Source organism: Pseudomonas sp. NFX71 (assembly GCF_048079215.1).
GTDB lineage: Bacteria > Pseudomonadota > Gammaproteobacteria > Pseudomonadales > Pseudomonadaceae > Aquipseudomonas > Aquipseudomonas fluorescens_B.
The window spans coordinates 1465078-1491200 of record NZ_CP182230.1; the positions used below are offsets into that span (position 1 = coordinate 1465078).

The 26123-nt window shown below is 60.7% G+C and carries 26 protein-coding genes and 1 riboswitch; of the genes, 8 read left to right on the plus strand and 18 right to left on the minus strand.

From position 1 onward, the window contains the following. Positions 1-3 precede the first annotated feature (3 nt). Together ACM1ZW_RS06755 and ACM1ZW_RS06760 are read right to left on the minus strand one after the other, a co-directional pair. Positions 4-891, minus strand: coding sequence for a formate/nitrite transporter family protein (locus ACM1ZW_RS06755; protein WP_017341237.1), 888 nt, complete (start codon positions 889-891; stop codon positions 4-6). Between the two features lie 209 nt (positions 892-1100). Next, a complete protein-coding gene (locus tag ACM1ZW_RS06760; protein WP_017341238.1) occupies positions 1101-1502 on the minus strand; it encodes an acyl-CoA thioesterase in 402 nt (133 codons plus the stop codon). 198 nt (positions 1503-1700) lie between these two features. Continuing rightward, a riboswitch (S-adenosyl-L-homocysteine riboswitch) is annotated at positions 1701-1799 on the plus strand. 23 nt (positions 1800-1822) lie between these two features. Between ACM1ZW_RS06760 and ahcY the strand changes: the two genes are divergently transcribed. From ahcY to ACM1ZW_RS06780, 4 genes are all read left to right on the plus strand, one after another. Then, positions 1823-3232: an adenosylhomocysteinase gene (gene ahcY / locus ACM1ZW_RS06765; RefSeq protein ID WP_017341239.1), complete on the plus strand. Its 1410-nt coding sequence runs from the start codon at positions 1823-1825 to the stop codon at positions 3230-3232. 128 nt (positions 3233-3360) lie between these two features. Continuing rightward, the gene (gene metF / locus ACM1ZW_RS06770) at positions 3361-4206 is read left to right on the plus strand and encodes a methylenetetrahydrofolate reductase [NAD(P)H] (protein ID WP_017341240.1); all 846 of its coding nucleotides are present in this window, start codon (positions 3361-3363) and stop codon (positions 4204-4206) included. Positions 4207-4414: 208 nt separating this feature from the next. Next, positions 4415-5230: a substrate-binding periplasmic protein gene (locus ACM1ZW_RS06775; protein WP_017341242.1), complete on the plus strand. Its 816-nt coding sequence runs from the start codon at positions 4415-4417 to the stop codon at positions 5228-5230. A gap of 223 nt (positions 5231-5453) precedes the next feature. Beyond that, the gene (locus ACM1ZW_RS06780) at positions 5454-7328 is read left to right on the plus strand and encodes a DEAD/DEAH box helicase (protein WP_017341243.1); all 1875 of its coding nucleotides are present in this window, start codon (positions 5454-5456) and stop codon (positions 7326-7328) included. Between the two features lie 147 nt (positions 7329-7475). Here ACM1ZW_RS06780 and ACM1ZW_RS06785 read toward each other — a convergent pair whose 3' ends face one another. The 3 genes from ACM1ZW_RS06785 to ACM1ZW_RS06795 form a co-directional block, all read right to left on the minus strand. Further along, positions 7476-8060: a YceI family protein gene (locus ACM1ZW_RS06785; protein ID WP_010466914.1), complete on the minus strand. Its 585-nt coding sequence runs from the start codon at positions 8058-8060 to the stop codon at positions 7476-7478. Between the two features lie 32 nt (positions 8061-8092). Continuing rightward, positions 8093-8644, minus strand: coding sequence for a cytochrome b (locus ACM1ZW_RS06790; protein ID WP_414880174.1), 552 nt, complete (start codon positions 8642-8644; stop codon positions 8093-8095). 251 nt (positions 8645-8895) lie between these two features. Then, complete coding sequence (locus tag ACM1ZW_RS06795) at positions 8896-10668, minus strand: flavin monoamine oxidase family protein (protein WP_414880173.1); 1773 nt, start codon at positions 10666-10668, stop codon at positions 8896-8898. A 223-nt stretch (positions 10669-10891) separates the two neighbouring features. On the opposite strand from ACM1ZW_RS06795, the gene ACM1ZW_RS06800 reads away from it, so the two are divergent. Both ACM1ZW_RS06800 and ACM1ZW_RS06805 read left to right on the plus strand, forming a co-directional pair. Continuing rightward, entirely contained in the window at positions 10892-12298 is a 1407-nt protein-coding gene (locus ACM1ZW_RS06800; RefSeq protein ID WP_017341246.1) for an adenosylmethionine--8-amino-7-oxononanoate transaminase, read from the plus strand. A gap of 178 nt (positions 12299-12476) precedes the next feature. Further along, positions 12477-13196: a 16S rRNA (uracil(1498)-N(3))-methyltransferase gene (locus ACM1ZW_RS06805; RefSeq protein ID WP_416740343.1), complete on the plus strand. Its 720-nt coding sequence runs from the start codon at positions 12477-12479 to the stop codon at positions 13194-13196. Positions 13197-13241: 45 nt separating this feature from the next. On the opposite strand, the gene ACM1ZW_RS06810 is transcribed toward ACM1ZW_RS06805, so the two are convergent. Genes ACM1ZW_RS06810 through ACM1ZW_RS06820 form a run of 3 tightly spaced genes read right to left on the minus strand, consistent with a single transcriptional unit; the run spans position 13242 to position 15782 of the window. Beyond that, entirely contained in the window at positions 13242-14144 is a 903-nt protein-coding gene (locus tag ACM1ZW_RS06810; RefSeq protein WP_017341248.1) for a transporter substrate-binding domain-containing protein, read from the minus strand. A gap of 27 nt (positions 14145-14171) precedes the next feature. Beyond that, positions 14172-14522 carry a RidA family protein gene (locus ACM1ZW_RS06815; RefSeq protein ID WP_414880172.1) on the minus strand — a complete coding sequence of 117 codons (351 nt, stop codon included), beginning with the start codon at positions 14520-14522 and terminating at the stop codon, positions 14172-14174. 18 nt (positions 14523-14540) lie between these two features. Further along, a complete protein-coding gene (locus ACM1ZW_RS06820) occupies positions 14541-15782 on the minus strand; it encodes a D-amino acid dehydrogenase (RefSeq protein ID WP_416740344.1) in 1242 nt (413 codons plus the stop codon). A gap of 107 nt (positions 15783-15889) precedes the next feature. Here ACM1ZW_RS06820 and ACM1ZW_RS06825 point away from each other — a divergent pair, with 107 nt between their 5' ends. Beyond that, the gene (locus tag ACM1ZW_RS06825; RefSeq protein ID WP_017341250.1) at positions 15890-16798 is read left to right on the plus strand and encodes a LysR family transcriptional regulator; all 909 of its coding nucleotides are present in this window, start codon (positions 15890-15892) and stop codon (positions 16796-16798) included. A 113-nt stretch (positions 16799-16911) separates the two neighbouring features. Here ACM1ZW_RS06825 and trhA read toward each other — a convergent pair whose 3' ends face one another. Beyond that, on the minus strand, positions 16912-17529 hold the full coding sequence (gene trhA / locus ACM1ZW_RS06830) for a PAQR family membrane homeostasis protein TrhA (protein ID WP_414880169.1): 618 nt from the start codon (positions 17527-17529) through the stop codon (positions 16912-16914). Between the two features lie 138 nt (positions 17530-17667). On the opposite strand from trhA, the gene ACM1ZW_RS06835 reads away from it, so the two are divergent. Continuing rightward, positions 17668-18582, plus strand: a complete 915-nt coding sequence (locus tag ACM1ZW_RS06835) for a LysR substrate-binding domain-containing protein (protein ID WP_414883069.1) — start codon at positions 17668-17670, stop codon at positions 18580-18582. Between the two features lie 93 nt (positions 18583-18675). On the opposite strand, the gene madM is transcribed toward ACM1ZW_RS06835, so the two are convergent. The 9 genes from madM to mdcA form a co-directional block, all read right to left on the minus strand. Beyond that, positions 18676-19440, minus strand: coding sequence for a malonate transporter subunit MadM (madM, locus tag ACM1ZW_RS06840; RefSeq protein WP_084322497.1), 765 nt, complete (start codon positions 19438-19440; stop codon positions 18676-18678). 5 nt (positions 19441-19445) lie between these two features. Continuing rightward, complete coding sequence (gene madL, locus ACM1ZW_RS06845; RefSeq protein WP_010466888.1) at positions 19446-19838, minus strand: malonate transporter subunit MadL; 393 nt, start codon at positions 19836-19838, stop codon at positions 19446-19448. Between the two features lie 65 nt (positions 19839-19903). Beyond that, on the minus strand, positions 19904-20815 hold the full coding sequence (gene mdcH / locus ACM1ZW_RS06850; RefSeq protein WP_017341254.1) for a malonate decarboxylase subunit epsilon: 912 nt from the start codon (positions 20813-20815) through the stop codon (positions 19904-19906). Then, complete coding sequence (locus ACM1ZW_RS06855; RefSeq protein WP_414880167.1) at positions 20812-21423, minus strand: malonate decarboxylase holo-ACP synthase; 612 nt, start codon at positions 21421-21423, stop codon at positions 20812-20814. The genes mdcH and ACM1ZW_RS06855 overlap by 4 nt, the downstream gene beginning before the upstream one ends. Continuing rightward, positions 21417-22220: a biotin-independent malonate decarboxylase subunit gamma gene (gene mdcE / locus ACM1ZW_RS06860; RefSeq protein WP_017341256.1), complete on the minus strand. Its 804-nt coding sequence runs from the start codon at positions 22218-22220 to the stop codon at positions 21417-21419. The genes ACM1ZW_RS06855 and mdcE overlap by 7 nt, the downstream gene beginning before the upstream one ends. Then, positions 22217-23068, minus strand: coding sequence for a biotin-independent malonate decarboxylase subunit beta (locus ACM1ZW_RS06865; protein WP_017341257.1), 852 nt, complete (start codon positions 23066-23068; stop codon positions 22217-22219). Before ACM1ZW_RS06865 ends, mdcE begins: the two co-directional genes overlap by 4 nt. Beyond that, positions 23061-23360, minus strand: coding sequence for a malonate decarboxylase subunit delta (locus ACM1ZW_RS06870; RefSeq protein WP_017341258.1), 300 nt, complete (start codon positions 23358-23360; stop codon positions 23061-23063). Before ACM1ZW_RS06870 ends, ACM1ZW_RS06865 begins: the two co-directional genes overlap by 8 nt. Further along, the gene (locus ACM1ZW_RS06875; RefSeq protein WP_416740345.1) at positions 23360-24217 is read right to left on the minus strand and encodes a triphosphoribosyl-dephospho-CoA synthase; all 858 of its coding nucleotides are present in this window, start codon (positions 24215-24217) and stop codon (positions 23360-23362) included. The genes ACM1ZW_RS06870 and ACM1ZW_RS06875 overlap by 1 nt, the downstream gene beginning before the upstream one ends. Continuing rightward, entirely contained in the window at positions 24217-25887 is a 1671-nt protein-coding gene (gene mdcA / locus ACM1ZW_RS06880; protein ID WP_017341260.1) for a malonate decarboxylase subunit alpha, read from the minus strand. Before mdcA ends, ACM1ZW_RS06875 begins: the two co-directional genes overlap by 1 nt. Positions 25888-26123: the final 236 nt, after the last annotated feature.

Below are 26123 nucleotides of genomic sequence, written 5' to 3' on the forward strand. Positions count from 1 at the left end.
GCCTCATCGCTTGGCGTCCTCGTCTGCGGTCGGCCGGGCTTCGCTTTTCTTCTCTTTAGGGGCGCCGCTTTCACTGCGAATCTGCGCATGGCTGATCAGTGCAAAAATAAAGCTGCCGCCGATGATATTCCCCAGCAGCGTCGGACCGGCGAACACCAGCCAGAAATCCTTCCACGGCAGTTCCCCGGCAAAGACCAGATATGAAACCTCGGCTGAACCGACCACGATGTGGGTGAAGTCCCCCAGCGCCATGAAGTAGGTGATGAGGATGATGATCCACATCTTGGCGCTTTCCATGGATGGGATCATCCAGACCATGGTGGCGATCATCCAGCCCGAGACAATGCCCTTGGCGAACATCTGGCCGGCATCGTTTTCCATGACCTTGCGGCCGATGTCGAGGAAAGCCAGGTCAGTCTTGCTGTCGAAGATCGGCAGATGCAGCATCACATACGCCACCAGCAAAGTGCCGCAGAGGTTGCCCACCAACACCACCGACCACAACCGAAGCAAGCGGCCGAAGTTGGCCAGTGTGGGCTTGCTCATGATCGGCAGGACCGCCGTCAGGGTGTTTTCGGTGAACAACTGCTGGCGGGCGAGGATCACCGCGAGAAAACCGGCGCAGTAGCCGAAACTGGCGATGACCTTGAAACCTTCGGCGTCCGGCAGGCGGGAATTGAGCAACCCCATGGCCATCAGCGACAGACCCATGGTCAGGCCGGCGGCCAGCGCCGACCACCAGAGCGCGGCGATGCTGCGCTCAAGTTCCTGATCGCCCTGGGTGCGGATGATTTCGTGCAGCACCGCTGCGCGCGGAGGCTGGTTCTTATCGACTTCGTGCTGCTCTTTCGCCGAGAGGTCGGGGGTCTTGCCGTCTTTGTGCGTGTCCATTGAAGCTCCTGAACCTGTGGCGTGTCATGTAGGTACGACACGTGGGGTCCGGCGCTGTTCAGTGGTCCGCTGAATCATCGTCGGCGGGTCGACCGCTATCGCTAGCAGGCTAGCCCCCACACTGGATCTGCGTCGTTCATAAAATCAGTGTTCACTGAAGATCTAATGTGGGAGCTGGCCTGCTAGCGAAGGGCGCACCGCCGATTCCATTAGCTGACGACGTCATCCTGAAACTGATCTTTGACGTACTTGATCTCGGTCCGGCCATGTGGCGCAGGCAAGCCGTCCTCACCGAGGTTGACGAAGACCATTCTCTCCACCGTCAGGATGCTTTTACGGGTGATCTTGTTGCGCACTTCGCAGGTCAGGGTGATCGACGTCCGGCCGAACTCGGTCGCGGTGATGCCCAGTTCGATGATGTCGCCCTGGCGCGAGGCGCTGACGAAGTTGATTTCGGAAATGTACTTGGTGACCACACGCTGATTGCCCAGCTGGACGATGGCATAGATCGCCGCTTCTTCGTCGATCCAGCGCAACAGACTGCCGCCGAACAGCGTGCCGTTGGGGTTGAGGTCTTCGGGTTTTACCCATTTGCGGGTGTGGAAATTCATATTCACTCCTGACCGTCTTGCCGATTGATGCCGTCCATCATGGCAGAGCCCGGACTAGAGCTCTATCAAGCATCGACTATGGTCTCGATTACCGTTCGGACATTGACCTGCAGAAAGGCTTTGGAAGATCAGCATAGCCCGCTATAATCGCCACCGTTTCAAAACGGTCATCTCCAATTGATACCGTTTTCCCGCCACCTGTCCGAGGGGCGCTGCAGCAGGTTCGACCTGTCAGGCTCGGATGGGGCGTTGCCTGGCCACGGCCAGACACTAAACGCACAACGGCGCCCATTCGCATACATTACGAATGGAGGCTCATCATGAGCGCTGTTATCACGCCTGCAGATTTTAACGATTACAAAGTCGCCGACATGTCCCTGGCTGCCTGGGGCCGTCGCGAAACCATCATCGCTGAATCCGAAATGCCAGCCCTGATGGGTCTGCGCCGCAAGTACTCCGCCGAGCAACCGCTCAAAGGCGCGAAGATCCTCGGCTGCATCCACATGACCATTCAGACTGCCGTGCTGATCGAAACCCTGGTTGCCCTGGGTGCCGAAGTGCGTTGGTCGTCCTGCAACATTTTCTCGACCCAGGACCAGGCCGCTGCTGCCATCGCTGCTGCCGGTATCCCGGTTTTCGCCTGGAAAGGCGAAACTGAAGAAGAGTACGAGTGGTGCCTGGAGCAAACCATCCTGAAGGATGGCGCGCCTTGGGATGCCAACATGATCCTCGACGACGGCGGCGACCTGACCGAGCTGCTGCACAAGAAATACCCGGCGATCCTGGACCGCGTCCACGGCGTGACCGAAGAAACCACCACTGGCGTTCACCGCCTGCTGGACATGCTGGCCAAGGGCGAGCTGAAAATCCCGGCCATCAACGTCAACGACTCGGTGACCAAGAGCAAGAACGACAACAAGTACGGCTGCCGTCACAGCCTGAACGACGCAATCAAGCGCGGTACCGACCACCTGCTGTCCGGCAAGCAAGCGCTGGTCATCGGTTACGGTGACGTGGGCAAGGGTTCGGCCCAGTCCCTGCGTCAGGAAGGCATGATCGTCAAGGTTTCCGAAGTCGACCCGATCTGCGCCATGCAAGCCTGCATGGACGGCTACGAGCTGGTTTCGCCGTTCATCGACGGTATCAACAACGGTACTGAAGCCAGCATCGACAAGGCCCTGCTGGGCAAGATCGACCTGATCGTGACCACCACCGGCAACGTCAATGTTTGCGATGCAAACATGCTCAAAGCCCTGAAGAAGCGCGCTGTTGTCTGCAACATCGGCCACTTCGACAACGAAATCGACACCGCTTTCATGCGCAAGAACTGGGCATGGGAAGAAGTGAAGCCACAGGTTCACAAGATCCACCGTACCGGCCCTGGCGCATTCGATGCCCAGAACGACGACTACCTGATCCTGCTGGCCGAAGGCCGTCTGGTTAACCTGGGTAACGCCACCGGTCACCCAAGCCGCATCATGGACGGCTCGTTCGCCAACCAGGTTCTGGCGCAGATCTTCCTGTTCGGCCAGAAGTACGCCGACCTGTCGCCAGCCCAGAAAGCCGAGCGCCTGACCGTTGAAGTACTGCCGAAGAAACTCGACGAAGAAGTGGCCCTGGAAATGGTCCGCGGTTTCGGCGGTGTTGTGACTCAGCTGACCAAGACCCAGGCCGACTACATCGGCGTGACCGTCGAAGGTCCGTTCAAGCCGCACGCTTACCGCTACTGATAGGCGCTGACTGACCGCTCCCCTAGGAGCTGCCGCAAGCTGCGATCTTTTGATCCTTGAAAGATCGCAGCCTGCGGCGGCTCCTACGGGGGCCAGCATCCGGCTTACGAGTTCTAAAGGGTATTCCCATGTCCCAAGACCGCCGCTACAGCTTCGAGTTCTTCCCTACGAAGACCGACGCTGGGCATGAAAAGCTGCTCGCCACTGCTCGTCAGCTGGCCACGTACAATCCCGATTTCTTCTCCTGCACCTACGGCGCTGGCGGTTCGACCCGTGATCGCACGCTCAACACCGTGTTGCAGCTCGAAAGCGAAGTCAAAGTCCCGGCCGCACCGCATTTGTCTTGCGTTGGCGACAGCAAGGACGACTTGCGCGGCCTGCTGACTCAATACAAGGCTGCCGGCATCAAACGTATCGTTGCCCTGCGCGGTGACCTGCCTTCGGGCATGGGCATGGCCAGCGGTGAACTGCGCCACGCTAACGATCTGGTCGAGTTCATTCGTGAAGAGACCGGCGATCATTTCCACATCGAAGTCGCCGCTTACCCGGAAATGCATCCGCAAGCGCGCAATTTCGAAGACGATATCGCCAACTTCGTGCGCAAGGCCAACGCCGGCGCCGACAGCGCGATCACCCAGTATTTCTTCAACGCCGACAGCTACTTCTACTTCGTCGAGCGTGTACGGGCGATGGGCGTGAACATTCCGATCGTGCCGGGCATCATGCCGATCACCAACTACAGCAAGCTCGCGCGCTTCTCCGATGCCTGCGGTGCGGAAATCCCGCGCTGGATCCGCAAGCAACTGGAAGCCTACGGCGACGACACCCAGAGCATTCAACGCTTTGGTGAACAAGTCATCACCGAAATGTGTGAACGCCTGCTGCAAGGTGGCGCTCCAGGGCTGCACTTCTACACACTGAACCAGGCTGAAGCGAGTCTGGCGGTGTGGAACAACCTGAAGCTGCCGCGCTAAACATCGTTACAAGCAAGATCAAAAGATCGCAGCCTCGTTTCACTCGACAGCTCCTACAGAATGCGCAATCTCTTGTAGGAGCTGTCGAGTGAAACGAGGCTGCGATCTTTTGCTTTCAACGCGCTTTTATTGTGATGCAACACACGGAGATAGAGCATTCGCAGGCGGTTTCTGGCTCTTTCCTGTTTCTCGTCGTAATCTGAAGTCCATGCCATTGATCCCGCAGTTAATCGCCATGCTGGTTTTCACTTGCCTGAGCTTCGCCGCTCGGGGCGAGAAATTGCGCATTGTCACCGAACCATGGGCGCCTTACGTCTATGAGGAGAACGGTAAATCACTGGGGCTGGACTACGAAACCACGGCCATCGTCTTCAAGCGCCTGGGGATCGAAGTCGAATGGCAGTTCCTGCCGTGGAAACGCTGCCTGTCGATGCTCGAAACCGGCCAGGCCGATGGCGCGCTGGACATTTTTCACAGTGAAGAGCGCGACGCCACCCTGCTCTACCCCGGCGAACCGCTCTCGGAAGTCCAGTTCGTGATGTTTTACGCCAACGAGCGGCCTCATCCGTTTCGTACCCTGGACGACTTGAAAGGCCTGACGATTGGCACCTCCCCAGGCTATCTGTACAGCCCGGACTTTCGCGAATCGACACTGTTCACTCGCGAGCCGGCGCCCACTCACGAAGCCAACTTCGGCAAACTGGTGCGCGGGCGAATCGACCTGCTGATCACCGATCGCCGGGTCGGCCAGCATTTGCTCGACGAATTGAACATCCGCGACCAGATCAGCGAAAACCCGACCGTCATCAGCCAACAGAGCCAATTCCTGGCAGTTCGCCGCAATGCGGGCATGGACTTGCTGGTGCAACGCTTCGGCGCCGAACTCAAGCGGTTCAAGCGCGAGCCCGCCTATGCCGAACTGAGTGCCCGTTATGGCGCCGATCCGGCCGTCAGCAATCACGCTGCCGGGGCCACCGCCGTCCGCGAAAAAACCGTTGAGCAGCAGGAAAGCGGCGCGCAGTGATTGCTCTGTTATACTCCGGCCTTCCCGCCAGGCTCACGCCCGGACGCTCGGACTTGTTCAAGGCATCTCGACCCCGCTACAGCGCAGCTTTTCAGCCCGCGCGAGCGCTCCAGACGAGCTTTCAAGGCCCAGCAGGACCGGACGGGATTGCGTTCCTCTTAAACGCCATTCGCGCCAGGCAAGACTCCCATTGGGCCAAGCCCTAACTAAAACAGGATTACTCATGTCCTTTGCTTCCCTCGGTCTCTCCGAGGCTTTAGTCCGCGCCATCGAGGCAGCGGGCTATACCGAGCCTACTCCGGTGCAACAGCGGGCCATTCCCGCCGTGTTGCAAGGTCGCGACCTGATGGTTGCGGCTCAGACAGGTACTGGTAAAACCGGCGGCTTCGCCCTTCCGATTCTGGAGCGGTTGTTTCCCAACGGTCACCCGGACAAATCCCAGCGTCACGGCCCGCGCCAACCACGCGTGCTGGTCCTGACCCCTACCCGCGAACTCGCGGCTCAGGTTCACGAAAGCTTCAAGGTCTATGCCCGTGACCTGAAGTTCGTCAGCGCCTGCATCTTCGGCGGCGTCGGCATGAACCCGCAGGTTCAGGCCATGTCCCGCGGCGTTGACGTGCTGGTGGCCTGCCCTGGCCGTCTGCTCGACCTCGCCGGCCAAGGCAGCGTCGATCTGTCCCACGTGGAAATCCTCGTGCTGGACGAAGCCGACCGCATGCTCGACATGGGCTTTGTCCATGACGTGAAAAAGGTCCTGGCCCGTCTGCCGAGCAAACGTCAGAACCTGCTGTTCTCGGCGACGTTCTCCAAGGACATCACCGACCTTGCCGGCAAGCTGCTGCACAACCCGGAACGCATCGAAGTCACGCCGCCGAACACCACGGTCGAGCGCATCGAGCAACGCGTATTCCGTCTGCCGGCCAACCACAAGCGTTCGCTGCTGGCGCACCTGATCACCGCAGGCGCCTGGGAACAGGTGCTCGTGTTCACCCGCACCAAGCACGGCGCCAACCGTCTGGCCGAATACCTGGACAAACACGGCCTCACCGCCGTCGCGATCCACGGCAACAAGAGCCAGAACGCACGCACCAAAGCCCTGGCCGACTTCAAGGCCGGTGAAGTACGCATCCTGGTCGCCACCGACATCGCCGCTCGCGGCCTCGACATCGATCAGTTGCCACACGTGGTCAACTTCGAACTGCCGAACGTCGACGAAGATTACGTTCACCGCATCGGCCGTACCGGCCGTGCCGGTCGTTCGGGCGAGGCGATCTCGCTGGTGGCTCCGGACGAAGAAAAGCTGCTGAAAAGCATCGAACGCATGACCAAGCAGAAAATCGCCGACGGCGACCTGATGGGCTTCGATTCCAGCGCTGTAGAAGCCGAGAAACCGGAAGTCCGCGAGCGTCCGGATGTGCGTAACCCGCGCAACCCACGTGGCCCGCGCGGTGACGGTCCGAACGGCAGCGGCGGTGGCGGCGGTCGTAAAGACAAAGGCAAGGACAAGGGCGGCAAGGAAAAACCTGCAGCCACTGGCCGTGGCGATCGTCCGGCCCGTGAGCAGAAACCACGCGAAGGCACCCCGGCTCGCGAGCAACAGCGCCCGGCGCCACGCGCTGCCGCTGATCGCGCTCCGGACGAGTTCCTGGACGACGATATCGATAACTTCGGTAACCGCGTCGACTACGTGCCTCAAGCCAAACCGGCTCAGGGTCGTGGCCGCCGTCCGGGCGCTCCGGCACAAGGTTCGGCCGCTGGCACAGGTGCTCCGCGCACTGGCGGCAAGCCTCAGGGTCGCCAAAGCGGTCCGCGCAGCAGCGACGGCGCCACCACCGGCACGCCGCCGGCCAAGCGCAGCGGTCCACGCAACGGTGCTCCACGTGACGGCCAGGCCCGTCGCGAAGAAGGCCGCAACCGTCGCCCGGCGCGTGACGACCAGCCGCGTTCGGAACCCGCCGTGCAAAACCCGCGTGGTCCGGCACCGAAGATCATTCACAAGGAGTCGAAAACCGATCGTTTCCCGACTCCCGAACAACTTGATCAATTGCCAGGCCGTCCCCGTGGTGAGAAACCAGCATTGCTGACTCGCAATCGCTGATTTGGCACTGCCATGAAAAATGCCCCGGATCTCGCGATCCGGGGCATTTTTTTATGTATTACAAATTGCTTTTTGTAGGCGCTGGCGAAGCCTGCGATCTTTTGATCTTGAAAGATCGCAGCCTGCGGCAGCTCCTACGACTGAGCATTACTTCGCTTTGACACCTTCAAACGAAACGTACAACTCGACTGCATCGGACGCTGGGCCCAGGTCTTTCTGCTTGCCGAAGTCGGAACGCTTGATGCTGGTGGTGCCCTCGAAGCCGGCACGGTAGCCGCCCCATGGATCCTTGCCTTCGCCCAGGAAGGTAGCCTTGACCACGACTGGCTTGGTCACGCCAAGGATGGTCAGGTCGCCGGTCACGTCGGCAGTGTCTTTGCCAGCGGCGTTTTTGCCGGTGGATTTAACGCTGGTGGAGACGAACTTGGCTTTAGACCCATCCAGGAAGTCTTTGCTGGCGATGTGCTTGTCGCGCTCGGCATGGTTGGTGAACACGCTGGCGGTGTTGACGTTGAACTCGATCTTGCTCGCTTCCGGCTTGGCCGCATCGAAGCTGAACTTGCCATCGATGTCCTTGAAGGTACCGGTGATGTAGCTGTAGCCCAAGTGGCTGATCTTGAAGTCAACGAAGGCATGCTGGCCTTCCTTGTCGACGACGTAATCAGCTGCCATCACGTTAGCGGACAGCAGAGCCGAACCGATTGCCACAGCAGCGAGTGTTTTTTTCAACATGCTTTCTATTCCTTTGGAGTCGAGGTTGAACTTCAGGCTTTGCGGCCCAGCATACGAATGAGGGTCGCATCACGATCGATAAAGTGGTGCTTCAATGCTGCCAACGCATGGAGACCGGAAAAAATTACCAGTACCCACGCCAGATACAGATGGATCACACCGGCGGTGTCTGCCTGGTCCGGTATTCCGGACACCAGTGCAGGAACTTCAAACAGGCCAAACACCGGAATCCCGACACCGTCTGCGGTGGAAATCAGGTAACCGGCAATCATCACAGCAAACAGGCCGAGGTACAGGAACGAATGGCCGAACTTCGCGCCAATGCGCGTCAGACGGCTGTAGCTGTCGAGTGTCGGCGGTGGCGGACTGACAAAGCGCCACAACACACGCAGCAACATGACGGCAAACAGCACCAGGCCAATGCTCTTGTGCAGGTCCGGCGCGTCTTTGCGCCAGGTGCTGTAGTAGTCGAGACCGACCATCCACAACCCCAACGCGAACAGACCGAAGACCGCAAGCGCCACGCACCAATGCACGAAGATGCTGACCCAACCGTAGCGGGAAGAAGAGTTACGTAGCTGCATGCCCAAATCCTGTGAGAACTGCGACCAAGACTATCGAGTTATCTATCGATTTAAAGCGGAAAATTTCGCTTTGAAATATCGAGAAATACGATCAAGAGTCTGAAATGGGTGAGTTAAGGAAAGATTAAAGATCACTGAGTGAGAAATGATGACGTCCGAACCAAGAACACCTGCGCCATGAGATTTATTCGTTCTTTTCTTCAGGCATAAAAAAACGCGGCATTTCTGCCGCGTTTCTTTAATCCCGAAGCTTACTGCGCCTTGGTATCTGTCGCCGCGGTCGCAGCGGGCTTGGTCGCTGGTTTCTTCGCCAGTTCAGCTTTCTTCACAGGCGCCTTGGCCGGGGCTTTTTTGGCGTCGGTTTTGGCAGCGGGCTTTTTCGCCGGCGCTTTGGCCGGAGCCTTCTTGGCTGGCTCGGCTTTTACCGGTGCGGCAGGCTTCGGCGCTTCCACTGGCGCAGGCGCCGGGGTTGGCACTGGAGCGGGTGTCGGTGCTGGCGGTGTTACCGGCTCGGGTGCCTTGACCGGTTCCGGCTTCTTGTCTTCATCGGAGGATCCACCAAACAGATTGCTGAAGAAGTTGCCCTTCTTCGCCGCCACTGCACCGGCCGCAACAGCTGTCGCTGCCGGAACCACTTTCGCCGGCTCAAACGACTTGCCTGCCGCCAGGTCTTCAACCTGACTGGCTGCGCGCTGACCGGTGCGCAATGCGCCCTCCAGCGTGCCTGGGTACAAGGTGTCGGTATGTTCGCCAGCGAACGCTACGCGTTGCAGCGGACGTTCCCACAGGCGCCAGTACTTGCTGATCTGGCCCGGGCCGAAGGCCAGGTAAGCGCCGCCCATCGACGGATCGGTGCTGTAGCGGCGGATTTCATAACCGGTGAACGAACCGCGTGCCTGTGGATAAAATGCGTGCAGACGAATCAGTACCTGATCGGCCATCTGCTTGTCGCCGAAGGCCTGCATCACCCGCGCATTGTCGCCGGACAGGTTGATCACCACGTTGGCACCCCCCTTCAGGGCTGGCTCGACCCACAACATGCCCAGGCCGGTGTTGCTGTAGATCTCGCCGGACATGCGCGCCTTGCTTTCCCATACCGGCGTCTTGAACTTCAGCATGATCTGGTCGCGCCAACCGTAGTTGGTGCCTTTGATCGCGCCCAAGTGCTGGGCATCCAGCGCCGGGGTCATCTGGATCTTGTTCAGGGCGCGCAATGGCACGGCGACCACGACGTAGTCAGCCTGATAGCCGACGCTGCCGACTTTGACGGTCACGCCATCCTTGTCCTGGATAATGGCCGAGACCGGGGAGCTGGTCTTGATGGTTTTCAGTTGTTTGACGAAGGCCTGAGCCAGCACCGGACTGCCGCCGAGCAGGCGCGAAGCGCGCAGGTCACGATCGGACACACCGCGATAAACCCGGCTCTGTTGTGCGTAGTACAGCAGCGACAGGCGCGAAGGTTCGTCATAACGGGTACGAATTTGCTGATTGATCAACTGCCGAGCCGTGGCGGGCAACGTCAGTCGATCAAGCCAGTTGGAGACGTTGATCTGATCCAGGGCATGCAGCGTGCTGGTCGCGGCCGGGTTCTGCGGGTCTTCGATCGAGCGCGCCAGATCGTCCAGCGTCTTTTCGTAACGCTTGAGCGCGTCACTGGTGGCCGGTTCCTTGGTCGCCAGATCAGCGGCGGTGTAATACACGCCGTCGATCAGGTAGCTCGGCGTGCGCACGAATTCCGGTGCCGGCGTAGTGCTCAGCTTGAATGTCGAAACGTATTTGTTCAGCACCGGCTGGGTCTTGTCGTTACCGATCCACTCGCTGGTGGCCATGCCGGAGCGGCCGCCCAGGCTCGGTTTGGCTTCCAGCAGCGTGACTTGCCAGCCTTTGTTCTGCAGTTCGTATGCCGCCGTCAGGCCCGAAAGCCCGCCGCCGATCACGATCGCTGTTTTATCCTTGGCCAGCGCAGACACGCTGAACAGCCCCAACATCACCAGCGCACAGGCGCGCAGCCAACCAGCAGACATTCAGCGAACTCCGGAAATACACGTAGGAAAAACGGTTTTGCGAGTCAGACGACTCAAAGAACCGCGAAGAATACGTTAGCCATCATTGGGCCGCCAGCGACGTCTATCGCCCTATACAAAGTAGCTCAATCGACACAATGGGTTGTTCCCGCGCGATGCATTGCATAGGCTTGCGCGATTGTATGTCCGCGCCTGTCGGCGGATCGCCTCGAGGAGACTGAACATGGGCCTGAACAATCAGTGGATGCAACGCGATCTCGCGGTGTTGTGGCATCCCTGCACCCAGATGAAAGACCACGAACAGTTGCCGCTGATCCCGATCAAGCGCGGTGAAGGCGTGTGGCTGGAAGACTTCGAAGGCAAACGCTACCTCGATGCCGTCAGTTCCTGGTGGGTCAACGTGTTTGGCCACGCCAACCCGCGCATCAACCAGCGCATCAAGGATCAGGTCGATCAGCTGGAGCACGTGATCCTCGCCGGTTTCAGCCATCAGCCGGTCATCGAGTTGTCCGAGCGTCTGGTGAAGATGACGCCCGAAGGCCTGACCCGATGCTTCTACGCCGATAACGGTTCGTCCTGCATCGAAGTCGCGCTGAAAATGAGCTTTCACTACTGGCTCAACCGCGGCCAGCCGAACAAGAAGCGCTTCGTCACCCTGACCAACAGCTATCACGGCGAGACCATGGCGGCGATGTCGGTGGGCGACGTGCCGCTGTTCACCGAGACCTACAAGGCGCTGCTGCTGGACACCATCAAGGTGCCAAGCCCCGATTGCTACCTGCGCCCTGAGGGCATGAGCTGGGAGGAGCATTCGCGCAACATGTTCGCCGCCATGGAGCAGACGCTGGCCGAGAACCACGACACCGTCGCGGCGGTGATCGTCGAGCCGCTGATTCAGGGCGCCGGCGGCATGCGCATGTATCACCCGGTTTATTTGAAGCTGCTGCGTGAAGCGTGCGACCGTTATGGCGTGCACCTGATCCACGACGAAATCGCCGTCGGCTTCGGCCGCACCGGGACCATGTTTGCCTGTGAACAGGCCGGCATCCGCCCGGACTTCCTCTGCCTGTCCAAGGCCCTGACCGGCGGTTACCTGCCGCTGGCGGCCTGCGTGACGACCGAAGACGTCTACAGCGCTTTCTACGACGACTACCCGACCCTGCGCGCCTTCCTGCATTCCCACAGCTACACCGGTAACCCGCTGGCGTGCGCGGCGGCCTTGGCGACGCTGGATATCTTCGAAGAAGACAACGTCATCGAAAACAACAAGGCGTTGGCCCAGCGCATGGCCTCCTCCACCGCGCACCTGGTCGATCACCCGAACGTCTCGGAAGTACGCCAGACCGGCATGGTGCTGGCCATCGAGATGGTCAAGGACAAGGCAACCAAGGAAGCTTACCCGTGGCAGGAACGTCGTGGCTTGAAGGTGTTCCAGCATGCACTGGAACGAGGTGCTTTACTTCGACCGTTGGGCAGCGTGGTGTATTTCCTGCCGCCTTACGTGATCACGCCGGAGCAGATCGACTTCCTCGCGGAAGTGGCTAGTGAAGGGATCGACATTGCGACCCGCAATAGCGTGAGCGTCTCGGTGCCGAAAGACTTCCACCCCGACTTCCGTGATCCGGGCTAGAAGTCACCGAGAACCCCTGTGGCGAGGGAGCTTGCTCCCGCTGGGTCGCGAAGCGGCCCCGCTTATCCCTGGAAAGAAGAGGACTGCTGCGCAGTCCAGCGGGAGCAAGCTCCCTCGCCACAAAAAACCAGCCACATTTGCGACTTGATCCAACTTACTGATTCAGTAGAGACCCAGCATGAGACTGTCCCGCTTCTTTATCGACGCCCCCCTGAGCACCGGCGAGCACGAGTTGCCCGAGGCCCAGGCCCATTACATCAGCCGCGTGCTGCGCATGGCCGAGGGCGATGTGCTGCAATTGTTCGACGGCTCGGGCCATGAGTTTCGCGCCAGGCTGGTGGAGGTTGGCAAGAAGCGCGTGGTGGTGCAGATCGATGAAAGCTTCACCGGTCAGGTCGAATCACCGCTTGCGATCCATCTCGGCCAGGGTTTGTCCCGTGGCGAGCGGATGGATTGGGCGATTCAGAAAGCCACTGAACTGGGCGTGACTGAAATCACCCCGATCTTCAGCGACCGCTGCGAAGTCCGGCTGAAGGACGAGCGCGCCGACAAGCGCCTGCTGCATTGGCGCCAGGTGGCGATCAGCGCGTGCGAGCAGTGCGGGCGTTCACGGGTGCCGGTGATTCATCCGCCGCTGTTGCTGGCGGACTGGTTGAAGCAGACCGAGGCGGATTTGAAGTTGGTGTTGCATCCGGTGGCTGAGCCGTTGGTGAGTCATGCCAAACCGACAACCTTGGCGTTTCTGATCGGGCCTGAGGGCGGGTTGTCCGACGCTGAAGTCGAGCAGGCCAAGGCTGGCGGTTTTCACGCCGCCCGCCTCGGTCCTCGCGTATTGCGCACCGAAACCGCACCCGTCGTGGCGTTAGCGGTGGCGCAACAACTGTGGGGCGACTTCTAGGTTCTGATCGTTCCCACGCTCCACGTGGAAACGATCTGTCCGCATCTACTGCACCGGATCACTCACCGGTTTGGCGATGATGGCTTTCAGCTCGCTGGTCATCGGGAATTCCAGGTTCAAGCCTTTGGGCGGGATCGGCTGTTGGAACCAGCGGTTGTAGATGCCGTTGATTTCCCCTGAGCTGTACAGGTCGGCCAGTGTGGAGTTGACCAGTGCCAGGAACTGCGGATCATCCTTGCGCACCATGCAGCTGTAGATTTCCCGCGACTGCTCCTCACCCACCACCACCCACTTATGCGGATCGCGGGCCTTCGCTCGTTCACCATAGAGCAGCGCGTCGTCCATATAGAACGCCGCCGCCCGACCCGACTGCAGCATCTGGAAAGCCTCGCCATGGTCCTTGGCGCTGATCACGAACATATCGATCTTGTGATCGACGTTGTAGCTCTTCAGAAACCGTTCATTCGTTGTGCCCGCGGTGGTCACGACGTTCTTGCCGCGCAGGTCAGCGAAACTCTTGATGCCGCTGTCCTTCGCCGTGAGCAACTGACCCTTCACGTAGATAAACCCGTAGGAAAACGCCACTTGCTGCATGCGCTCGGCGGTCACGCCGGTGGAGCCGCACTCAAGGTCGACCGTGCCGTTCTGCACCAGCGGAATGCGCGTTTGCGAGGTCACCAGGTTGTACTTCACCTGCAGATCCGGCAGTTCAAGCTTTTGCTTGATGCGCTCGACAATCTTGCTCGCCAGGTCCACCGAATAGCCCATCGGCTGCCCCGTGTGATCACCCACGTAGGAGAACGGCACCGACGCGTCGCGATAGCCCAGCGTGATGCTCTTGGCATTGGCAACCTTGTTCAGCGTACCGGTCAGTGGCGTTTCGTTGGCCTGGACCTGACTGGCGAGCAGCAGACCGAGGGTGCAGCCGATCAACGTGATTTTTTGCATTGTTATTCTCCGTTGTGGGTTGAGCGATTAGCGGCGCGCTGCGATCACGGTGATTTCCACCAGGACCTCGGGACGGGCCAGTTGCGCCTGCAAAGTCGTGCGGGTTGGCGCTTTGCCCGGTGACAGCCACTGCGACCAGACCTCATTCATGGCGGCAAAGTCGCGGCCAATGTCGTTCAGGTAAATGGTCACGTTGAGCAGATGATCCTTGTCGCTGTCAGCTTCGGCCAGCAACGCATCGATCTTCGCCAGCACCTCGGCGGTTTGGCCAGTGACGTCGAGGCTGTCACCCGGAACCTGTCCCGAGAGAAACACCAGATCGCCAAAGGTCACCGCGCCAGAGAGCCGGCTGTTGCTGTTGATACGGTTGATGCTCATCGGTTTTTCCTTTTCAAGTCAGGCGACGCGGGGGGCGAGGCCCTGCATTTCAATCGAGGGTGCGCGCCGGGCGATCAACTCGCTGAGCAACCGGGCGCTGCCGCAAGCCAGGGTAAAACCCAGGGCGCCATGGCCCAGGTTGAGCCACAGGTTGCGATACGCCGTGGCCCCGATCAACGGCACGCCGCTGGGGGTGGCCGGGCGCATGCCGGCCCATTCGATGGCGGCGGTGAAATCGCCGGCATTGGGTAAGGTTTCCTGCGCCTGGCGCTTGATCAGCGCCAGACGTTTGGGGTCGAGCGCCGGGTCGAAACCGACGATGTCGACCATCGCCGCCACGCGCAGTTGATCACCGATGCGGGCATAAACGATCTTGCGGTTGTAATCGGTGATGCTCAGCTCCGGCGCGCGATGTTCGGTGCGCACGGGCAAGGTCAGGCTGTAGCCCTTGAGCGGATACAGCGGCAGGTGCATGCCGGGCAGCGCCAGCGCCGGACTGCGATGACCGGCGGCGATCACCAGTTGCTCGACCGGCAGCACGTGCGAACCCATTTCTACAGCCTGCACCGCGCCATCCGCGTGGCGAATGCCGGTGACCTTGCGTCCCAGCAAAAACTCGCAACGCCCCGACGCCTGGAGCCGAGCCAGCAGTTGCTGGCAGAAAGCATGGCAATCGGCGACTTCTTCGTCAGGCGTATAAATCGCGCCCACAAACGGCGCCTCGGCAAGCGCAGGCTCCAACTGTGCGCATTCGGCACGCGACAGCACGTGCTGCTGTTGCGGATCGGCCAGGCCATGGCGCGCATGCTCAAAACTCGCGGCTTCACGAAACGTCACCAGTTTGCCGTTGCGCCGCCAGGCGAAGGCGTCGAGACGGTCTTCGTCCCGCCAGCCTTGCAGCGTGGACTGGCTCAGCAGCGCCAGACGCAGCAGGTGCGCGCCGTTGCGCTGATTCACAGAACGACGGCACGCCGCCAGGAAGGACGCCATCCAGCGCCATTGCGCCGGGTCCAGGCGCGGACGCAACTTCAGCGGCGAGTCACCGCGCAGCATCCAGCCAAGCGCCTGCAACGGCACACCGGCATCGGCCAGAGGCGCGACGTAACGGTAGGACAACTGGCCGCCGTTGGCGAAACTGGTCTCGCTGCCCAGCGAATCCCGGGCCTCGATCAGCGTCACGTCGATGCCGTCGCGAACCAGTGCGTAAGCCGTCGTCAGGCCGATGACGCCGCCACCGATGATGCAAACCCGCAGAGCCATGTCTGTCCTTAACCGTTGTTGAAACAGGCTTCAGGTTAGGACCAGGTGACAGACCTTGAACAATGCATAAAGATGCCTGACCCATAAACAAAGGTTATGGACTTGCCATGCGACTGCGACACATCGAGATTTTCCAGGCCATTCGCCAGACCGGTTCGGTCAGTGGCGCCGCGCAGTTGCTGCACGTGTCGCAGCCGGCGGTGAGCAAAGTGCTGCAACACGCCGAGCAGCAACTGGGCTTCCCGTTATTTCTGCGGGTGCGCGGTAAATTGCAGGCCACGCCCGAAGCGCTGGAGCTTGAGCGCGAAGTCGACAAGGTCACCGAAAGCCTGCAAGGCGTGCGACGTCTGGCCCAGAGCCTGCGTCGCGAGCCGGGTCACAGCGTGAGGATCGGCGCGATCCCGGCGCTGGCCTTATCGCTGCTGCCGCCGGCCATCAACGAGTGGACGCAACGCTACCCGGACATTGTCTGCGAGCTGTCGAGCGCCCACAGCCGTGAGTTGATGCAGAATTTGTTGATGCGCGAAGTGGATGTCGCGCTGACCTTGCAACCTCCGGATCATCCGGGCCTGAAGGCGCAGCCCCTGGCCTGCGGGGTGTTGGTGGCGCTGGCGCCGTTGGGCTATTGGACCGACGACGCCTTGGGCCAACCGTTGCCATTGATCGAACTGGCCGGTGCGCCGCTGATTGGCCTGTCCAGCGCCGACCCGCTGGCGGCCAGGCTCGACAGCTACCTTGAGGCGGTCGATCCGCCGCCACGGGTTCGTATCGCCGTGCAGACCTATTCGCTGGCGCGGGCGATGGTTGAATCCGGTGCCGGGCTGGCGGTGATCGATCCGTTTACCGCGCTAGGCGCGTCCCCCGCCACCACGGCGATTCGACCTCTGGCGCCAGCGTTACCGATCACGTTGTATGCGGTCACCCGCGCCGACGAACCGCCGCCCCATACCTTGAGCGACTTGTTGCAGGTGTTCAGCCGACGGGCGCAGGCACAACTGGACCGCCTGTGCCACTGAGGGAGCATGCCTGCTCGCGAATGCGGTGGATCAGTCAGCGATGATGTCGACTGACCTGGCGCTTTCGCGAGCAGGCTCGCTCCCACAGGTTTTTCATATAGCTGCGGTGCGATCTACAAGACATAAAACATAATCGCCACGAAGTGCAGCAGACTCCCGGCGATCACGAACAGATGCCAGATCCCGTGGGCATGGCGCAAACGACTGTCCAGCGCAAAAAAGACAATGCCCACGGTGTACAGCACGCCGCCCGACGCCAGCCAGGCGAAACCTGTACTGCCCAATGCCGCCAATAACGGTTTGACCGCCACAAGTACGATCCAGCCCATCACCGCATAGATCACGATCGACAGGATCCGCGCTTCCGAACGCGGTTTGATCTCTTGCAGGATGCCGATCAGCGCCAATCCCCAGACAATTCCGAACAAGGTCCAGCCCCACGGCCCGCGCAGGGTCACCAGACAAAACGGCGTGTAACTGCCGGCGATCAACAGATAGATCGAAAAGTGATCGACCTTCTGCATGATCGCTTTCTTGCGCCCGCGCACGCTGTGGTAAACGGTCGATGCGCTGTAAAGCACCATCAAGGTAAATCCGTAAATCGCCACGCTGACAATCTTCCACGGGCTGCCGTCCATGCCGGCAATCACCAGCATCCACACCACCCCGACAACCGCTGCCACCGCCCCGACCAGATGCGTCCAGGCGTTCAATCTTTCCCCGTGATACATGTGTTGCTCACCTCAAGATTCGTTGCAACTTCGCGTAAGGCTCACGCCTGAAGGTTAAAAGCGCAATGTTTCAAAACACAAATCCCCCAAGAACCCACATACGTGCACAATCGAGCCATTCGAATAAGAGTCCGGCCCATGCTGATAGACGAAGAGTTGACCCTGAAAAAACTCGAGGTGTTCCTCGCCTTCATGCGCTCCGGCAATCTGGCTCGCGCCGCCGCCGAGTTGCAAACCAGCAACGTCAGCGTGCATCGGGCGATCCATTCCCTGGAAAGCGCCCTGCGTTGTCCGCTGTTCAAACATGAAGGGCGCAACCTGACGCCGCTGGAAAGCGCTTATGTGCTGGAAGAGCGAGCGCAGAAGCTGATTCAGGACGTGGTCGAAACCGTGCGCCTGACCCGCGAAGCCGCTGGATTTTCCGCTGAACGCTTCAAGTTGGGCTCGCTGTATTCGCTGACGGTAAAGACCGTGCCGCAACTGATCATGGGCCTGAAAATCCGCCGCAGCGAACTCAACATCGACCTGATCCTCGGTTCGAATTTCGATCTGCTGTACAAGCTCAAGAACATGGAAGTCGACGCGATCCTGGTGTCTTTGGACGACAGCGTGAACGACCCGGATTGCGAGCAGATTCCGTTGTTTTCCGATGACATCTTCCTGGCGACCCCGGCAGACTCGAAGTTTGCCCAACGCACCGAAGTGGATCTGGCCGAGGTCCGCGACGAGACGTTCATCACCCTGACCCAAGGCTTCGCCACGCACCAGGATGGCAATCGGGTGTTCAAGCAAGCGGGGTTCGAGCCGAAGGTGGCGATGCAGGTCAACGACATTTTCACCCTGCTGAGCATGGTCAGCTCGGGGGTGGGTTATGCGTTGCTGCCGGGGCGGATTGCGGCGGTGTATGAGAACCGTGTGAAGCTGATTCCGTTGCAGGAAAAGTATCGGTTGCAGCAGCACATTGGCGTGGTGTTTTTGAAAGCCAAGGAGCGCGATCCGAATCTGCTGGCGTTGCTGGCGGAGTGTCGGATGTATGCCAATCGCCAGATTTGAAACCGCGGCGCGGCCTTCGCGAGCAAGCCCGCCCCCACAGGAGAATGCATTCCAATGTGGGAGCAGGCTTGCTCGCGAAGGCGTCCGAAAATGTCAGCCCATCAACCCGCGCATGATCAGATACAACAGCGACGGCCCAAGTAAACAGCCTAGGGCGGTGTAGAACGCCGCCGTCAGGCAACCATACGGCACCAGTTTCGGATCTGTGGCGGCCAAACCGCCGGCCACACCGCTGGAAGTGCCCATCAATCCGCCGAAAATCACCGCACTGCGCGGGTTGTTCAGCCCGATCATCGGGGCCACGAACGGCGTCATCACCATCACCAGGATGGCTTTGATCAGCCCCGCCGCAATCGACAGCGCCATGACCTCGGAACTCGCACCAATCGCTGCCCCGGTTACCGGACCGACGATGTACGTCACCGCGCCCGCGCCGATGGTAGTCAAGCTCACCGCATCGGTGTAACCGAACGCCATCGCCACCGCGACACCGGCTATGAACGATGTCCCGACGCCGACGAACAACGCCAGCACACCGACAAAACCGGCACGCTTGAGCTCATCGACACTGACACCGAACGCCGTGGCGACAATCGCGAAATCACGCAACATGGCGCCGCCCAGCAGGCCGATGCCCGACAACAACGGAATGTCCACCACGCCTTTCTGGCCACCGGTCAGCGCGCCCCCGATATAAGACAACAACAACCCCAGCAGAATGGCGATGGCCGAGCCGTGCAGGCGACCTTTGGTGAATGTATTGGAAATCCAGTAGGACACCCACATGGTCACACCGACAATCAGAAAGCCGCTGATCAGGCCGTAACCGGTAATTACCTTCATCATCGATTCGTACATGACGATCACCCTACCGTCTTCGGAGGAATGACCGAGGCGGGTTCCTTGTTGCCGATGCGTACCAGCACCGGCACCAAGGCAAAGGCGATAACCACCGCTGCCGTCCCCGCCAGGATCGCCATCGGCCCACCCTTGAGTGCGCCATAGACGTTTTGTTGTGCCGCCATGGCGACGACGATCGGGATATAAATTGCGCTCCAGAACTCCACGCCCTGCTCTGTCTTGCCTTTGAACCAACCACTTTTATTCAGGTAACTGCCGAGGCCGATCAACAGCAGCATCGCAATACCTACACCGCCAACGTTGGCCGGTACACCAATCAGCTTGCCGAGCAGTTCACCGACAAAAATACCCACCAGGGTACAAAAGGCGAGAAACGCCACACCGTAAATAATCATTGTTGTTGTCCTCAAAGTGCATCGTCGAATGTTGTTTTTGTTGTTCGAAGGCTTGAGTCGATGGTCTAGGGTTGGCGGCTTCCCTCCTCACGCAACAGCGCCTGCAAGGTATCGAGGCGAGCACCGTCGAAGGCAATCACGGTGCCCTGCTCGAACACCCGGCGCGCCAGCCCGGTCAGCACCGCGCCGGGTGGCAGTTCAATCTGCAGGCGTACGCCGCGCTCGTAGGCGCTTTGCACGGTGCCACGCCAATCGACGACGCGGCACATGTTAAAAGCGAGGTCATCGCGCAAGGCTTCGACATTGATGATTGGCCGGGCGCGACTGCCACTGAGGTAACCCAGAGCCGGCGTTTTCAGCGACACCTTGGCGAATGCATCCGCCAGCGTTTTAGCGGGCGCATCCAGCAGGGGGCAATGCGACGGCACACTGACGGCGAGTCGTTTGGCCAGGCCTGCACCGCGACCTTTCGCCAGCTCGGCGACGGCTTTCATCGCGCCGTCGCTGCCGGCAATCACCACCTGGTTATCGGCATTGATGTTGGCCAGGTAAACCGGCGTGTCGACGCTGTGAACCTGCGCCAGCAAGCCTTCCACTGTGGACAAATCGAGGCCGATGATCGCGGTCATGCCGTAGCCCTGTGGATAAGCCTGCTGCATCAGTTCACCGCGCAGGCTGACCAGATGCAACGCATCGCTGAAACCCAAGGCACCCGCCACCACTGCCGCCGGATAGGCACCAATGGACAATCCCGCCACGTAATCCGGCGCCATGGATAACTGGCGCGACGCGGCGACACCGGCGATCAACAGGCAAAGCTGAACCGCCCGTGTCGACTTCAACGCTTCGGCAGAATCCAGCAGCAACGCCTCTTCACCGAGCACGTTACTCGCCTCGTTCACCGTTTCGCGAGGCAAACGATGGAGCATGCCCGGCTGTTGCGCGCCCTGGCCGGGGAACACCAGCAAACTGCTCACGCTGCTTGCTCCCACGGATCAATGACCAGGCAGGCCTCGCGGGCGTTTTTCAGCAAAACCCGACGGGCAGGACCGGCCCATTCGCGCAGGGCGACGGCGCCGAAAGGTGTTTGCAACTGCATGTCCACTTGGCACACAGCCGCGTCCAGAATCTTCACCAGCGCCTGCGCTTTCAATCGGTCGAGCGGTTGCGGCGTGCGCAGGATCAAGTCGAGATCGCTGCGCTCATGCAAGGCCTGAAAACCGCTGGCCAATTCAAACCCGGCGCTGCCGCTGACGCCCCACGCCCAACCATAATCATCCAGCAGTGGCCGCAGCTGAGTGAGGGCGTGGACTGCCGGCAAATCCCGGTCAATCGAGACATGACAAAGTGCTTCGGGTGTGACGCGACGCGAAATCGTATCGATCGACATCACTGTTGCAAAGCGCTGTTCACGTAACCGCCCACGCACCCCGACCGCGATGAAATCCGGCGCACTCAACGCACGCCGAACCACCACCGGCTGACCCGCGCTGATCGACTCGACCACCCACGCAGGCGCGTCCACCGGCAGCTGCTCTGGGGTCATGCCCCAGAGCAGGTCGTGGGCCAGAAAGGTATTCACCACTGCTCTCTCAGCAGTTGGCGAACGTTGCTCGAGGCCGCGCGATTGCTCGCACCCAAGCGGCCGCTCAAATCGCGACCGCTTGCGGCGACATCGCCAATCGCCAGGCCCAGGCACTCAGTCACACGCGCCAGATCGGCGGCCGTCGGCTGCTCGATCTGTTCAACCGACAAGGTTTCCCAAAGCAAACCCAGACTGGCGTAGCTGTCGATGTCATACGCCATCGGTGGCACGCTGGCAGCCAGCGCTTCCAGCTCTTCGACGCTGCGCAAGGTCACCCGCGCCGCCGAAGCCTTGCCCATCGCATGCACCATCACGCCTGGATCACGCAGCGCGATCAATCGATTGGCCTGATACCCATGGGCCAGGAATGCCCCGGACATTGCCTTGCCCACCAGCAAACCGATCACCGCGTGGCCAGCCAATCGGGCACGGGCATAACTGTCTGCCGCAGCGGCCAGTGCCTGATGAATGCCGAGTGCTTCTTCGCGCCGACCGTAGGCCTGACTCGGCACATCGATGATCGCGATCACGGCGCGCTTGTGCGGTTTATCAACGTCAGCCGTGATGACTTCATCCACCGCCCTGGCCAAACCCCAGCCTTCCAGCAAACCCACCTCGCCGTTGCGAGCGCGGACAAAGCGGTTGTCGGGATCCGCCACCACCGCAATGAACCGAACCGACTGATCACCCAACACACCGTCGGCCACCTTCAACGAAGCAGGCAAACCTTCGACCGGTGTCGCGCCCGCACTCAAGGCATTGAACCAGCTCAAACCTCTCAGGGAATACGAATTCATGAGCGCTCTCCTTGATACAGATCGCGAACCGTCGCCGGATCGATTTGCGGCGTGGCGTCCAGACGGGCCAGCCGTTGCAGGAACAGATCGGCCTGACGACTGCGTTGTTGCGCTGGCAGGCCTTGTTCAAGCAACTCACTGACCTGCTGCTGAATCTGCGCCACGTCGTCAGCCACAAAACGATCCGCCAGACCGCTGGCAAAACGTTGCTCGCCGCCGGTCAGGCTCCAGATGAAAGGACGGTCGCGGGAGTCGTATTCCTCAAGCCCCGCTTCCTGTTCGATCACTTGTGGACCGTTCAGGCCAAGACGCGCTTCCTGGGTCACCAGCAAATAGCTGCACAACCCGGCGGCAATCGACATCCCGCCAAAGCAGCCCACGCTACCGGCCACGACGCCGACAACGGGTTGGTACTGGCGTAAATCGACGATCGCCGCATGAATATCGGCAATCGCCGCCAGCCCGAGGTTGGCTTCCTGCAACCGCACGCCGCCCGTTTCCAGCAACAACACGGCGCGGGTCGGAATCCCGTTGCGGTTGTCTTCGGCAGCCAGTTCCAGCGCGCCGGCAATCTTCGCCCCGCCGACTTCGCCGAGGCTGCCGCCCTGAAACGCGCCTTCGATCGCCGCGATAACCACCGGCATACCGCCGATGCTGCCCTTGGCAATCACCACGCCGTCATCGGCTTGCGGCACCACGCCCTGGCGCGACAACCACGGCGACATGATCCGTTGGAACGGGTCGAGCAATTCGCGGAAGGTGCCGGCATCGAGCAAGGCTTTCGCCCGTTGCCGCGCACCGAGTTCGACGAAACTGTGTTTATGCAGGAGGTCTGCGCTGTCAGTCATGGCCGATCTCCTCAAAGCCTTGTTCCAGACGCAAGCGCACCACGCCGGGGGTTGCGCCGAAGTCGTGGATATCGATGGCCATCGCTGGCGGGACCTGGCCGTCGAACATCCGCGCAAACAGATGCTGCCAGCGTTGTTCGGCGCCATTGACCGAGGTCTGCACCTTGATGGTCAGCTTGCCGGCCTGACCCGGTTCGATCAGCACTTCCAGATCGCCAGAGCCGACACAACCCACCAGGGTGCGGCCACGTGGCGGCTGCCCGGCGGGGAATTCAAAGGATAAGGTTTCCATCAGAAAGCTCCGGACTCGATGCGATCGATAAACAGGCAGGCGGCGAGTAAATCCGCTGCACCGCCGGGCGACGCATTCAATGCGATTAATTGTTCGTCCAGTTCGTGCAGACGGCGACGACCGGCGAGGCTGGCGCTGCCGCCGGCATCGAGTACCGCCTGGGCGCCGAGTTGCATGGTGTGCAGGCCGTGTTCGCCGGCGCGGTAGAGCACGCAGGTGTCGCTCAGTTGAGTCATGATCGCCAGCAACGCATCGAGCCGGGAGTTCTGTTCACCATGGCCGGCGGCGCGGCTGATTTTGAGTTGCGGCAGTGCGCGTTGCAGCACTGAAGGAAAGCCCAGTTGCGCCTCTTCACGGGCACCGCGCGCGCCATAACGTTGGGCGACTTGGGCACCGTGGCTCAGAGGCCTTGGAGCGTAACGATCGTCGAGCAGCGCGAGGCGAGCGGCGCGCAACGTGACCGAGCCTGGGCCCCTGGACTCAGGTTCAAGCGCCGCCGCCGCGGCCAGCAATCCCAACGCCCAAATCGCGCCACGGTGGGTATTCACCCCATTGGTGGTGGCAAGCATCGTTTGCTCCCCTTCCCGGCCAACTCGGCCGAGGGCCTCACGCAGCGGCAAACCCACTTCGCCAATTTCGATAGCCGCTTGCGCCATTTCCTTGAACGCTGGCCACAACGACAACGCCGAAGCGTGCATCAGCCCAAGGTGCAAATCGGTATGCGCGCCGTTGCCACGACGATCGACCAGCGCCGGTTTCGGCGACAAATCCGCTTCGTCGATCAGCGCATCCACCGCCAGGTCCGCCAGCCGCTCGGCCAGGGTTAAGGTTTTCGGTTGCAGGTTGAAGGCGTGCATTACCAGCTCCTGAATTTGGCGGGCGGGTTGTAGAGGCCACCGGACCACTCGACCAGATCCGCCACGCTTTTGGCGGCGAGCAATTCGCGGGTGGCGTCGGTGCGACGGATGCCGAGGTCTTCGGGCAAGGCGATCAAGCCTTCACGGCGCATGCGGGCGGTGTCTTTCGGGTTGTGACGCAAGCCGATCACGGTCACGCCAGCGACAGCGGCGATCATCGCCTGACGCTCTTCCAGCGAACGCGCCTTGTACAGATAGGCGATGCCCTCTTCGGTCAGCAGGTGAGTGACGTCGTCGCCGTAGATCATGATCGGCGCCAGCGGCATGCCGCTTTTCTTCGCCACTTCAATCGCATCGAGGGTTTCGACGAAGGTCGGTTTGCCACCTTCCTGGAAGGTCTCGACCATTTGCACCACGAGTTTTTTGCCGCGTTCGAGCAAGGGCTCCGGCGCGTCACCGTGGCGCATGTCGAGCCAGGCCGGAGTGCCATGGCGGCGACCGCGCGGGTCGTGGCCCATGTTCGGCGCACCACCGAAACCGGCGAGGCGACCACGAGTCACGGTGGAAGAATGGCCGTCGCCATCGACTTGCAGAGTCGCACCGATGAACAGGTCGACCGCGTATTGCCCGGCCAGTTGGCTGAACATTCGGTTGGATCGCAGCGAGCCGTCGCGACCGGTGAAGAACACGTCCGGCCGCGCGGCAATGTAGTTTTCCATGCCCAGTTCGGTGCCGAAGCAATGCACGCTTTCGACCCAGCCGCTTTCGATGGCAGGGATCAGGGTTGGATGCGGATTGAGCGTCCAGTTGCGGCAGATCTTGCCTTTGAGGCCGAGGGATTCGCCGTAGGTCGGCAGGATCAATTCGATGGCGGCGGTGTTGAAGCCGATGCCGTGGTTCAGCGACTGGACGTTGTGTTTTTCGTAGATCCCGCGGATCGCCATCATCGCCATCAGCACGTGCACAGGCTTGATATGCCGGGGGTCGCGGGTGAACAGCGGTTCGATGTAGAACGGCTTGTCGGCCACCACCACGAAATCGACCCAGGAGGCGGGGATGTCGACGCGTGGCAAGTCAGTAACGTCGTCCACCAACTGATTGACCTGAACGATGACGATGCCGTCGCTGAACGCCGCCGGTTCGATCAGCGCCGGCGTGTCTTCGGTGCTGGGGCCGGTGTAGATGTTGCCGGCGCGGTCGGCCATGAAACCGGCGGAGAGCACGACGTTGGGAATCAGGTCCACCACCAGCCGTGCGTAGAGTTCGATGTAGGTGTGGATCGCGCCGATTTCCAGCAGGCCGTCTTCCAGCAACTGGCTGATGCGCAGACTCTGGGTGCCGGCAAAGGAAAAGTCGAGCTTGCGGGCGATACCGCGTTCAAACAGGTCCAGGTGTTCGGAGCGTCCGACGCTGGGCATGATCATGTGCAGGTCATGCAGCTTTGTCGGATCGGCTTTTGCCAGTGAGCGCGAAAGGAAATCCGCCTGCTTCTGGTTGTTGCCCTCCAGAACCACACGGTCGCCAGGCAGGATCAACGCTTCGAGCGCCGCCACGATGTTGTCGGTGGGCAGGACCACACCGTCGGCCAGGCCCTTGACCAACTCGAGGCGCCGCTGCTTTTCGCTGCGCCGCCGCGTCCATCGCGAGTCGGGGGATATTGTTGTTGTCATGACCACTCCACGGGTTCGCTGTCGTGGGGGTCACCTTAGGAGTGTTGGGTGGGGGGCATCAATCAAGCAGAGAGACGGATCGTTACGGTCACCGTAACGAACACTCCCCTTGTGGCGAGGGAGCTTGCTCCCGCTCGGCTGCGAAGCAGTCGTAAAGCAAACGACCGGATTTATCTGATGGACCGCATTTGCTGGTCTTGGGGCCGCTTCGCGCCCCAGCGGGAGCAAGCTCCCTC